Raw genomic sequence first — 12,898 nt, 5'->3', positions numbered from 1 at the left:
AGACGGCCATGAGGTCGCGCATGCTGGACCGGACGCAGGATATTTCGATCGCCGCACAGGCCTGGCTCGACGACTTCGAGCGCACCTTAAACAGACCTGATCCCGCCACGCTGGACCCGCTCTTTCTCTCCGACGGATTCTGGCGCGACGTGCTGGCGCTGAGCTGGAACCTGCAGACAGTCGCGGGCCGCGATGCGATCACGCAGGAGCTGGCCGCGCGCGCGCCCAAGGCGACGCCGACCCATTTCAAGATCGCATCGAACCGGGCGCCGCCGCGCTGGGTGATGCGGGCCGGCACCAACTGCATCGAAGCGATCTTCAGCTTCGAGACCGCGATCGGCCGCGGCAGCGGCATCGTCAGGCTCGTCCCGGACACGACGGACGGAGACCGCCTGAAGGCATGGACGCTGCTAACCGCGCTCGACGAGCTCAAGGGCTTCGAGGAACAGCTCGGCACCTTGCGCCCGCGCGGCCAGGCCTATTCGCGCGATTTCCGCGGGCCGAACTGGCTCGACCAGCGCAACGCCTCGCGCGACTATGCCGATCGCGAGCCGGCCGTGCTGGTGATTGGCGGCGGCCAAGCCGGGCTCGCGATTGCGGCGCGACTGAAGCAATTGAAGGTCGACGCGCTGATCGTCGACCGCGAGGCGCGGATCGGTGACAATTGGCGCAAGCGTTACCACGCGCTGACGCTGCACAACCAGGTGCAGGTCAATCACCTGCCCTACATGCCCTTCCCGCCGAGCTGGCCGACCTATATCCCCAAGGACAAGCTCGCCAACTGGTTCGAAGCTTACGTCGACGCGATGGAGCTGAACTTCTGGACCGGCACGGAGTTCGAAGGCGGCTCCTACGACGAGGCCGACGGTTACTGGACCGTCACCCTGCGCCGGGCCGACGGCAGCCGGCGCACCATGCATCCCCGCCACGTGATCATGGCGACCGGTGTCAGCGGCATCGCCAACATTCCGGATATTGCGACTCTCGACAATTTCAAGGGCTCGCTGCTGCACTCCAGCCGCTACGAAGACGGCGAGAACTGGGCCGGCAAGCGCGCCATCGTCATCGGCACCGGCAACAGCGGTCACGACATCGCGCAGGATCTGTATTCCAGCGGCGCCGAGGTGACGCTGGTGCAGCGCTCGCCGACTCTGGTCACCAATATCGAGCCGTCGGCGCAGCTCGCCTATGCGACCTACAACGAAGGGACGCTCGAGGACAACGACCTGATCGCGGCCTCGATGCCGACGCCGCTCGCGAAGAAGACGCATGTGATGCTGACCGAGCAGTCGAAGCAGCTCGACAAGGAGCTGCTCGACGGCCTCTCGCGCGTCGGCTTCAAGCTCGACTTCGGCGAGGCCGGCACCGGCTGGCAGTTCAAGTACCTCACACGCGGGGGCGGCTATTATTTCAATGTCGGCTGCTCCAACCTGATCGTCGAGGGCAAGATCGGGCTCAGGCAGTTCGACGACATCGAAGGTTTCGTCGCCGACGGGGCGCGGGTGAAGGACGGCTCGACCATTGCGGCCGATCTCATCGTGCTCTCCACGGGATACAAGCCGCAGGAATATCTGGTGCAAAAACTGTTCGGGGATGCCGTCGCCGACCGCGTCGGCCCGATCTGGGGTTTTGGCGACGGCTTCGAGCTGCGCAACATGTATGCACGGACGAAGCAGCCCGGCCTCTGGTTCATCGCCGGCAGCCTGGCGCAGTGTCGCATCAACTCGAAATATCTCGCGCTGCAGATCAAGGCGATCGAGGAAGGGATTTTGGCACGATTATAGCTACAACCGTCATTCCGGGGCGTGAGAAGCGCGAGCCCGGAACCCATGGAGACTCCGGAACGCGCGGCACGATGAATTCTCAGATGCGCAATTGCGCATCATAGTTCACGCTTCGCGTGCACGGAATGACAAGAGGAGAGATTAATGCCAGCCATTCTCGGCAGCGGCGAGCACCGCTACCGCGTCGTCGAAAACTTCGCAAAACTTCCCGACGGCTGGCAGCTCACCGACGTCGCCTCGGTCGCGGTCGACAGCAAGGACCACGTCTACGTCTTCAACCGCGGCGCCCACCCGATGGTGGTGCTGGACCGCGAAGGCAATTTCCTCCGCAGTTGGGGCGAAGGACTGTTTTCCCGCGCGCACGGCCTGCATATCGATGCCGACGACAATCTCTATTGCACCGACGACGGCGACCACACGGTGCGCAAATGCACCACCGACGGCAAGGTGCTGCTGACGATCGGCATCCCCGCAAAGCCGGCGCCGTTCATGAGCGGCGAACCATTCCACCGCTGCACCCACACCGCGCTGTCGCCGAAGGGCGAGATCTACGTCTCCGACGGCTATGGCAATGCGCGCGTGCACAAGTTCACGCCCGACGGCAAGCTGATCAAGAGCTGGGGCGAGCCGGGTACCGACCCCGGCCAGTTCAACATCGTGCACAATATCGCCACCGATGCCGACGGCTGGGTCTATGTCGCCGACCGCGAAAACCACCGCGTCCAGGTGTTCGACGGCGAGGGCAAATACGAGACGCAGTGGAACAATCTTCACCGGCCCTGCGCGCTGTGCTGCTGCGGCGGGGCCAAGAGCCCCACTTTCGTGATCGGCGAGCTCGGCCCCGGCCTTGCCATCAACCGCAATGTGCCCAACCTCGGCCCGCGGCTGTCGATCGTGGACGCCAAGGGAAATCGCATCGCGCGGCTCGGCGGCGAAGCGGGGCCGGGCGTTGCCAGCGGAAAATTCCTCGCGCCGCACGGTATCGCTCTGGACTCGCAGGGCGACATTTATGTGGGCGAGGTCGGCGTCACAAACTGGGACTCCAGCTTTCCGGACGAGGAGATGCCGTCCGCGGTGCGCACGACGCGGTGCCTGCAGAAGCTGGAGCGGGTACGGAAGTAGAGGTCGCGGAGAGGCCACCACGCCGGGCGAGCGGCCCTGGGCATCCTGGCGGGATCGCGGCTTTTTGAGTACTTTTGCCACTCCGGCGCCGCATTGCATCCGCCTGAATAAGTCGCTCAACGGGCTTCACAATCCCGTCACGCTGCATGTAGTATGTGACTACATGCTGCTTCGCAGCGTACATTGGAGGCCGGGAGCGTTACTTGAACGCACATGTCTCGCAAGGCAGTTGGCCGGTGTTGGTGCTGAATGCGGACTTCCGGCCGCTGAGTTACTACCCACTGTCGTTGTGGTCGTGGCAGGACGCGATCAAGGCGGTGTTCCTCGACCGCGTCAATATCGTCGCTCACTACGATCAGGCGGTCCACAGTCCCACCCTGCAGATGCAGCTGCCGAGCGTCGTCTCGCTCAAATCCTTCGTCAAGCCGACCACCCACCCCGCCTTCACCCGGTTCAACGTCTTCCTGCGCGATCGTTTCGCCTGCCAATATTGCGGCTCGCCCGAAGACCTCACCTTCGATCACATCATCCCGCGCAGCAAAGGCGGCCAGACCACCTGGGAAAACGTGGTCGCGGCGTGCTCGCCCTGCAATCTGCGCAAGGGCAATCTCACGCCGGCGCAGGCCAAGATGTTTCCGCGCCAGAGCGCGTTCGCGCCCACCGTGCACCAGCTCCACCGCAACGGCCGCCTGTTTCCGCCGAACTATCTGCACGACAGCTGGCTCGACTATCTGTACTGGGATACGGAGCTGGATCCGTAGGCGCGCCTCCGCTGGTGATGCGGTTCATAGAGCGTCAAGATGAATAAGCACGTCACGTTTGCGGCGTGATGTTCGATCTAACCGCCTCGAGCGCTCATCGGCCGCCTTGACCATGAAGCTCTTCGGCAGGCGCCGTGGCGACGCTTGCAACGTCCGCGCCTCTACATTTCCATTGGAGTCTGTGCGCACGCCGGCGGCGGGCTCTGGCAGGCATCGACGCCGGCGTCTTTTGCGAAGAGCCACGGAACGCTCTTGCGTTCCGTGGCTCGGTTCAGTCCGCGATGGATCAGACGAAGCGGAAATCGTCTGCCGTGAGCGAGGCGATCTGCAGATTTGCCAGCGTCACGGTGTTGTCGGCATCGAGCGTCACGACGACGTTGCCGCCCACCTGCGTGGTGTGCGACATCACTTCGGCGTAGTCGGCGAAGAGGCTGCTCGAGAATTGCAGCACATCGCCCGAGGCGCCGGTGGCGGCGAAGTCGGTGACAGTATCCTTGCCGAAGCCGGCGGCGAAAACGAACACGTCCGCACCCGAGCCGCCCGACAGGATGTCGTTGCCGGCATCGCCCGCGATGATGTCGGCACCCGAGCCGCCCTTGATGGTGTCGTTGCCGGCACCACCATTCAGCAGGTCGTTCTCGGAGCCGCCATCGATGTTGTCGTCGCCGTCGCCGCCTGAGACAACGTCGACGCCCGAACCGCCCTTCAACGTGTCCTTGCCAGCGCCACCCTCGACCACATCGTTGCCGGAGCCGCCGTCGACGCTATCTTCGCCATCGCCGCCGCGCAGCGTATCATTGCCGGCACCACCAGCTATGACGTCGTTGCCGGCTCCGCCATCGAACATATCGGCGCCGTTGCCGCCTGTCAGATTGTCCGCACCGGCGCCGAGCATGAAGCCCTCGATGCCGCTGAAATGATCGGTGCCGATGCCGGCTCCGGTCGCGGTGCCCGACACCAGGTTGATCGTGACCGGACCGGCGGCGTCGGACAGGTCCAACACATCCTGACCACTGCCGCCGTCGATGGTGTCGTCACCGGCACCGCCTCGCAGGACGTCGTCGCCGACGCCGCCGAGCAGAACGTCGTTGCCGGCGCCGCCGATCAGCAGGTCATTGCCGTGGCCGCCGTTCAGGGTGTTGGCTTCAGCCGAGCCGATCAGCGTGTCGTCATACGCCGTCCCTACCGCGTTCTCGATCCCGGCGAGGTGGTCGGCGCCCGGCAGATAGCCCGGATAGTAGGCCAGCCCGGCCTCGAGATCGATCGTCAGCTTGAACAGGATCTGACTGTAGTCGATGGTGTCGACGCCGTCGCCACCGTCGTACCGATCCAGACCCGCGCCGCCGATGAAGGTGTCGTTGCCGGCACCGCCGAAAACCAGGTCGTTGCCGACCCCACCAGCGATCGTATCGCTGCCGCCGGTTCCGGTGCGCAGCTTCCAGATGCCGTCGGCGAAGCGGACTTCCTCGATGTTGCCGATCGTGTCCGTGCCATCGCCGCCGAGCTGATCAGCGACGTTCAACGTGCCGTCGGCATTGAGCATCATCGCGTATCCGGCAATCGCGCCGGAGAAGGTCGCGGTGTCGGTGCCGGCGCCGCCATCGATGGTGTCGTCTCCGGCACCGCCAATGATCAGATCGTCGCCGTCGTTGCCGTAGATCTCGTCGTTGCCTGCATCGCCGTAGACGGTGTCGTTGCCCTGGTTGGCATAGATCCGATCGTTGCCTTCGCCGCCGTGGATAGTGTCGTTACCGAACGAGGTGTAGATCTCGTCATTCCCGGCACCGCCGTCGATCTCCATGTTGGTCGAGATCCAGTCGTTGGAGATCAAGATATCGTTGCCGTCGCCGAGCAGGATCTGGCCTTGGATGTCGGACCCGATCCAGATGTTGACGAAGTCGTCGCCGGCGCCGAGATCGACCTTGCCGACGATCTTGCCGGTGTTGCCGAGCCTGTCATTGCCGTCGCCGAAGCTGACGTCGCCGGTGATGACGCCGGAGCTCTGGTTGATCAGCTCGTCGGCACCGGCGCCGAGCAGGACGTCGCCGGTGATGATGGCGCGATTGACGATCAGATCGTCACCCTCGCCCATGTTCACCGCTGATCCGCCGGTGGCGGTGATCGAGCCGTCATTGCTCAGCGTGTCGCTGCCGCCGCCCATCGAGACGCCGCCAACGATCTGACCGGTGGCGCTGTTGGTGAGGCTGTCGGCATATGTGCCGACCAGGTTGATCGCCTCGTTGCCGCGCAGGTCGAACCGCGCCGCATCTTCGGGGGTGACCCCTTCCGGACCGTGGCCGTCGCCCTTGATCAGGCCGTGGTTGACGATGGTCGTCACCCCCAGCGCGTTGGCGTTGCTGGAGTTGTCGACCTGGATCGCACGGCCGTAGCCGTAGATCTCGCCGCCGGCATTGTTGACGATGCTGCCGCCGCCGATCGCGATCGCTTCGGAGACGTTCGGCTCGCCGTCGTGATAGCCCTCGGCGCCGAGGCCCGAGATCTTGCCGTAGTTCACGATCTGCACCAGACCGTCGACATCGATGGCGTCGCCGTCGCTGTCGGACAGTTCGGCCGAGCGGCCCTCCATCACGCCGTGGTTGATGATGAACGCCTTCTGCGCTTCGGTTCCGTCGGTGTCGAGATTCACCGCGGACCCGTTACGGCCGATCATCGTGCCGCTGTTGATGACGGTGACGGCGTTGTCACCGGTCACGGCATGACGCGAAGCTTCCATCCAGCCGCCGGCGTAGTTGTTGACCTTGCCGCCGGTGTCGCTCTGGAAGTCGATCAGATCGCCCCCACCCACGAACGTCGGATCCGTCGTGATCGTCCCCCAGTTGTTGACGACGCCGTCAGTGCCGGGGCGGATCACGTCGGTATCGGAATTGTGCTGGCGGATGACGCCTCCGGCAAGGTTGTTGATCACCGCCGGCGCGCCGTTGTTGTCGAAGGTACGGAAATCGAGGACGCGGCCGTTCGCTTCGATCAGGCCGGCGTTGTTGACGGTGATGGTCGCGTCGGCGTGACCGGCCCGTTCCGGGGTCAGCGCACCTCGAACGACGCCGCCGGCCTGGTTGTTGAGGGTCAGCGAGCCCGTCGCCCCCGCCGTAGTGGTGAGCGCACGGGTCGAGCCTGAGATCTCGCCGGCATTATCGACGACCGCGTTGCCACCGCCCTGCCAGATGATCGCGTTGCCGGACACCGCGAGCGCACCGCCGGCCTCGATGACGACGTGGTCGTTGTTGTCGACAATGAGGCTCGAAGCCAGCTTAGCGCCGTCCTGGACCGTCACGTTGTCGTACGATGCCGATCCGGCCGCCGACCAGGTGCCTGCGGAGACCAGCAGGTTTTCGACATTGAGGGTGGCGATCAGTTCCGCCGTGCCGCCGCCGATCAGCTTGACCGTGTCATTTCCGTCGCCGCCGTCGATCGAACTCGGCGCGGCGTCGTCGGTAGAGACGATGATGAGATCGTCGCCATCGCCAGCATCAGCCGTGTCGCCGGCGCCGGCCGCCAGTTCGTCGTTGCCTTGGCCGCCTTCCAGGACGTCGTTGCCTTCGCCGCCGACCAGGACGTCGTCGCCCTCGCCGCCGGTCAGGGTGTCGTCACCCTCGCCGCCCGCCAGTTGGTCGTCGCCGGCGCCACCGTCGAGCGTGTCGTCGCCTGCCCCGCCAAGCAGCGCGTCGTCGCCCTCGCCGCCGGACAGGGTATCGTCGCCTTCGCCGCCGTCGAGCTGATCGTCGCCTGCGAGCCCGGCGAGGACATCGTCGCCGCCGAGGCCGGAGAGGACGTCGTCGCCGATCGCGCCGGTGAGCGCGTTGTCGCCGTCATCGCCGACCAGCATCAAGGGTTCGCCTTCGAGCACCGTGTCTTCACGATAGTCGAGATTCTGGATGCGCTCGTCGTGCGTCCGGTCGGTGTCGGCAACGTCGTAGGCCGTGTCGGAGTATTTCGCCGCCATGTATTCGGCGAAAGCGTCCTGCTCGGTACCTTCGGTGGCGAAGTTCGCCACTTGCTCGGCATCGGGAACCAGGTCTGGCGACAGGTTGACGACATTGGCAAAGGCGGGATTGGCCGCGATGAAGCTCGCGAACGGATAGCCGTCGCCTCCGGTGAGCAGGAAGCTCAGGGTCACTACCCGGATCGCCATCTCGGGATCGACTGCCAGTTCTCCATTCTCGACCAGCGTCAGCACGGGGTTGCCGTTGTCGTCGAGCAGCGCTGCCGACTGCACGCGGTTGCCGGCCGGCAAGTCCTTGTCGAACGAAAACGCGATGCCGCCAACCTGGGCGAACTGGCCGGGAGTCGCGGTCGCCGTTGTCGCCGCCACCGCGTGCTCGAGCACCTTGAGCAGCTGATCCGCGGTCACCGTAACCATCGACAGCGCGTTGTTGAAGCGCAGCGAGTTGGCGATATCGAGCTGCGACACCTCGCCCGCTTCCTTGCCGACGCTGGCGTTCGCCAGCGGCGGGCTCTCCACCGCTTCGCCGCCGACCGCATACACGTAGCCGATGGAGTCGCGGATGCCGCCGCCGTTCTTGATCGAAACCAGCACGGTCGGATCGACCTTCTGGGCGTACCACAGGTTCGCATCGGCGGTGAGGTCGCCGAGGTTGGTTTCCTCGGTGCGCACCTCGCCGCGACGGCCTTCGAGATAGACGTCCGTCTTGCCGAAAGTGTTGCCGTCCTGCGCGTCGATGATGCCGCCCACCGCCTGGGCGATGTCGTTGACCAGATCGCCGCGGCCGCCGTCGGCAAACGCGTTGGCATCGTCGGCATCTACGTCGCCGTCATCGTCGACATCGACCGTCGTGTTGCCATCGTAAAGCGAGGCCACCACCTCCTCCGTGCTGGCGTATGCGCCGTTGACCGCCGTATTGGCGCTGTAGATCACGTTGCCTTCGGCATCGAAATCGACCACCAGTCGTCCGACATAGGAGTACTCGCCGGAGGTGTTGACGATCAGCGTGGTCTTGCCGTCGGCGTTCGCGGTGACGATCGGATAGGTGTCGGCAGCGGTGTCGCCGGCACGAAGCACGTCGGTCTCGTCCGCCAGCAGGGTGTGCGAGCCGCCGGCGATGATGACGTCGACGCCGTGCAGCAGGGGCGCCAGCGCCTTTTCGAGCGCGAGCTGCTGCAAATGGCTGACCAGGATGATCTTGTTGATGCCCTGGGCCAGCAGGCCGTCGATGGTCGGTTGCAGGATTGCCGCCAGCGCCGCCATGTCATCGACATTGTCGCCGATCACTTCGACGCCGCCGGTCGAGGAGATGCTCTGCACGATCTGGGTTGTGGCGCCGATCACGCCGATCTTTTCGCCATTCTCCTCGATCACAGTGGCCGGCGCGATCTTCTTGCCGATACCCGCGGCCGGCGGGAAGCCGGTGTAGGCGTCCGCATCCAGGATCGTGCCGGTGTAGAGCGAGGCGAGATTGGCATCGGCCGAGAAGTCCAGATTGGCCGAGAGATAGGGGAACTGCGCGCCGGGATAGCCGCCGGTCTGCCTGATGATGTCGGCGAATGCCCTGGTGCCGGCGTCGAATTCGTGATTGCCGATCGCCGAGGCCTGCACGCCGATGATGTTCAGCATCGCCATGTCGGCGGTACCGAAGCCGGGCGAGATATTCAGCGTCCCGGCGGCGAGGCCGTAATAGGTCTCGAGCGCCGTTTCATAGACCTCCTTCAGCGAGCTGTCGCTCCCGGCGCTGAAGAACGGGCTGGGAATGAAATTGTCGCCCGACGACAGCGTGATCGAGTTGTCGTAGGTCTCCTCGAGATAGTCCACGATCGCCGCGAAGTTGCCGGCGCGATCGACTGCGTTCAAGCCTGCCTCGAAGTCCGATGCATGCAGGATTTGCAGCGTGTAAGCCGGGGTTGGTTCCTGCTCGCCGAGATCGAGGCCGACGATCACCGGATCATGGTCGGACACCCGGATCGAGGCGTCGCCGTCGAAGATCGAGGTGTCGCGGCCATAGTCGGTATTGTAGTCGAGCGCATCGGCCTCGTCGGCGTTGATGTGCCAAGTGGTCACACCGGATACCTGCGCGCCGAGGCTGGCATTGGCGAAGGCATAGTCGAGCGTGCCGGTCTGGCCGTCGAACACATAGGAATAAGCATCGTCCTCACGGGCCTGCAAATCCTCATAGCCCGCGCCCTCGATGATCGCCGTCGACTGCTCCTTGGCGTAGCCGTTGAAGTCGCCGAGCAGCATGACGTCCGGATCGCCCGAGCCGGTCGGATCGCTCGCCGCCCAAGCGGTGAGTGCGGTGGCAGCCAGCTCGCGCTGGTTCTGCCAATTGCCCTGGCCGTCGCCCTGATCGGAATCGGCGCCGGAGCCGGTACCGCTCTTGGACTTGAGATGGTTGGCGATCGCCGTGAAGGTTTCGCCGGTCGCAAGTTCCTCGAAGGTCACCGCCAGCGCATTGCGGCTGGTGTTCTCGCCGTCGAACACCGCGCCGACCGTGCTCTGCCCGAGCAAGCCGCCGAGGCCGAGGCCGGGCAGGTCGGCGTCGTTGAGGGTCTCGATGGTCGTACCGTCGGCGATCTTCACCGCGGTGGTGTCGTAGATGAAGCCGACCGCGATGGCGTCGCCGCCGACGAATTGCTGGCCGGGATCGACCCAGGCATAGGTACCGGCCCCAGCCACGGCATTGAGTTGCTCGACCAGGTACTTGATCGCGTTGCCGGACGATGCGGCCGAGAAGTCGTTCTCCAGCTCGGTCAGCGCCAGCACGTCGACGTCCATGTCGAGAATGGTCGCGACCAGCTTCTCGGTCTGACGTGCGAACTCAGCGGCGTTGTCGGCGCCGCGCGGCGCTTGGCCGATCGCGGTGGTGCCGCCATTGTCCAGCGTGGTGAAATAGTTCAGCACGTTGAAGCTCGCCACCTTCAGGCGACCTCCGACGTCTTCCGGCGCATCGGTGCGCGGGTTATCGCCGGCCCCGAAGGTGTTGGCGCCATCCTCGACCGAACGAATCCGCCAAGTCGCCCCCGAGGCGGAGTTGCCGGCCCATTGATAGTCGAGCACACCGGTCAGGCCGGTGACAGTATCACCCATCCGGACCGCGTCGGCAGTGCCGTAGTTCGGCGTGGCGGAGGGGTTGTCGTTCGGATCGAAGCCGTCGAGGGTGTTGATCGCGGCGTTCTGGACGTTCAGGCCATCGTCATAGGTGATGGTGCGACCACCGAGCTCGGCCAGATACGCCTGGTAGGCGGCGGCGTCGGGCGCGTTCTCCTGGGTGAACTGTTCGGGCCGTTCGCCCGCCACAAGCTTGATCTCGTTGAAACGGTCGAGATTGAACTGCTCGGTGACGGTCAGGGTCTCGGGAATTGTGACCAGCATGCCTTCGTAGGCTTCAAGATCGGGCTGGTAGTCGCCGTCCTGGCTCAGCGTCGTGCCCATCGACGGCAGGTCGATCTGTGTCGCCATCGTGTCAATGTCGGCCACCGCGCCGGCCTGAACGACCGAAATGCTGCTGGCAGTAAGCTCGGTCAGGCCGAAATATTCGCTGATCGAGCCGGTGACGCGGACCCGGTCGCCGATCTGGACGTCGGTGGCGCCGCCGTAGACGAAGATCGCCTCGGACGTCAGCACGTTGCCGTCTGAATCGGTGGCCTCCTCCTGGAGATAGAAGCCGTTGAGATTGCGGTTGGCGTCGGCATCGCCGTTCTGGAAGTCGCCGACCACGATGGCTTCGACGGTCACAATCTGGCCCACCATCGCGCTGCTGGCTCCGCTGCCCTGAATTGCGCTGATCTTGGTGATGCCGAGGTCGTCGTTGACGATGGTGCCGGTCGCCGTCGCGGCGCTGCCGATCGTGGTGGTCACGGCCGCCGAATTGGAAACGTCCTGCAGCGTCAGCGTAAAGCTCTCGTTCGGCTCATTGACGGTGTCGCCGGCGACGGTGACGGTCACGACTGCGGAGGTCTCTCCCGCAGCGATGGTGCCACTGAAGCTGACCGGCTCGCCGCCGACATAGTCGGCCGCATCGGTCTGTGCCGAAGCGATCGCTCCCGAGAACGCCACGTCGCCCGTGGTTCCGCCGCTACGCTCGACGGTGAACTGGAAGACGGTCGGACCGCTGTTACCTTCGTCATGCGACACCGTAAGCAAATCCGGTGCAAAGGCGACGTGCTGCATTTCCATCGCCGATTCGGACGAACTGGTGACGCGGATGTCGTCGATGCCGACCCACTCGTCATTGCCGGCGGCGTTGGTGGTAAGAATGCGAACCTGGAGGTCGCTGCGGCCGTTGACGGCGTCAGGCAGCAGCAGATCGAACTGGGTCACCTGGGTCGCGGCACCGCCGGTGGTGACGTCGGCGGCGTAGCCGCTTGGAACGTTGGTCCACGCCCCGCTCGAACCGAGGCGATATTGCACGTTGATCTGCTGCGCGGCGTCGTCCGTGCTGGCGTCGAGGTCGCGTGCCTCGAAGCTCAGTCGGACATCCCTGCGGCCGGTGGCGTCGAGATGGATCACGAGGTTGGGGGCATCCGCACTGTTCGAGCCGTTCAGCGCCACCGTCGGGTTGGCAATCTGGAATTCGGCCACACCGCCGTTGGTGATGGCGGTATTGGTCTGGTTGGCGACGACGTCGACATCTCCTGACGACGATCCGGTAGCCGTACGCGCGTCCACCCCGGTTGCCGAAACGACATCGTTGCCGAGATAGCCGACGATCGACGCGACTCCCGACCAATCATCATTGGTCGTGATGAGACCGGTATTGGACCAATCCTGCAGGAAATCGCCGTTCGCCAGGACATGAGGGGTCGTCGACATGGATAGCCACTCCAGCGCTTGAGAGACGACGTCGCGGATCGCCGCCTCACGGCATGCGTGAGGGCACGGTCCAGACGGCCGATGGTTAACGGATCGTTAATGCGCTTTGATAGAATGCCGATGACAACAGATCGGTGACTACTTCTTAACGGGCCGGTGAAGTCATGACCCGACATGTCGTGTGAAGGCTGAGCGAAGCAACGACTCGTATCGGACCAAGCGACGCGCTCAATCTCTCGGCCGGCAGCGATCGCCAACGAGTCTTCTGTATGTAGCGGGATCGGCGGGCCGAGAGCCCGCGACTGCGCCAAGCTTCGATTGTCGGCCTGCGCGGGCGAACCTCCGGCCAAGGCGGCGTTTCGTCGCAGGTGTCGCGGCCTCGTTGCCCCCGGGCCGAGTTTTCGTGCGCGCGCCGCATTGTCATGCGCCTGACGTTGAACCTCGCTAAC

General features: G+C 64.6%; 4 protein-coding genes. 3 read left to right on the top strand and 1 reads right to left on the bottom strand.

Features of this window, described 5'->3' with window-relative positions; genetic code table 11:
* Positions 1–20: 20 nt before the first annotated feature.
* From AC3WLX_RS27580 to AC3WLX_RS27570, 3 genes are all read left to right on the top strand, one after another.
* Entirely contained in the window at positions 21–1,784 is a 1,764-nt protein-coding gene (locus AC3WLX_RS27580; RefSeq protein WP_492338328.1) for a flavin-containing monooxygenase, read from the top strand.
* A 144-nt stretch (positions 1,785–1,928) separates the two neighbouring features.
* Positions 1,929–2,906 carry a peptidyl-alpha-hydroxyglycine alpha-amidating lyase family protein gene (locus tag AC3WLX_RS27575; protein ID WP_291628411.1) on the top strand — a complete coding sequence of 326 codons (978 nt, stop codon included), beginning with the start codon at positions 1,929–1,931 and terminating at the stop codon, positions 2,904–2,906.
* Positions 2,907–3,109: 203 nt separating this feature from the next.
* A complete protein-coding gene (locus tag AC3WLX_RS27570; protein WP_008142962.1) occupies positions 3,110–3,667 on the top strand; it encodes an HNH endonuclease in 558 nt (185 codons plus the stop codon).
* Between the two features lie 286 nt (positions 3,668–3,953).
* Here the strand turns inward: AC3WLX_RS27570 and AC3WLX_RS27565 are convergent, their stop codons facing one another.
* A complete protein-coding gene (locus tag AC3WLX_RS27565) occupies positions 3,954–12,449 on the bottom strand; it encodes an ExeM/NucH family extracellular endonuclease (RefSeq protein WP_492338327.1) in 8,496 nt (2,831 codons plus the stop codon).
* Positions 12,450–12,898 lie beyond the last annotated feature (449 nt).

This window comes from Bradyrhizobium sp. FW305-F6 (assembly GCF_058782905.1).
The sequence above is the reverse complement of the archived record's forward strand: the minus strand, read 5'-3'. Positions and strand labels throughout refer to the sequence as shown.

Coding starts and splice junctions, on each gene's coding strand:
- AC3WLX_RS27575 (WP_291628411.1), top strand. CDS start 1,929: ATGCCAGCCATTCTCGGCAGCGGCGAGCACCGCTACCGCGTCGTCGAA.
- AC3WLX_RS27565 (WP_492338327.1), bottom strand. CDS start 12,449: ATGTCGACGACCCCTCATGTCCTGGCGAACGGCGATTTCCTGCAGGAT.
- AC3WLX_RS27580 (WP_492338328.1), top strand. CDS start 21: ATGCTGGACCGGACGCAGGATATTTCGATCGCCGCACAGGCCTGGCTC.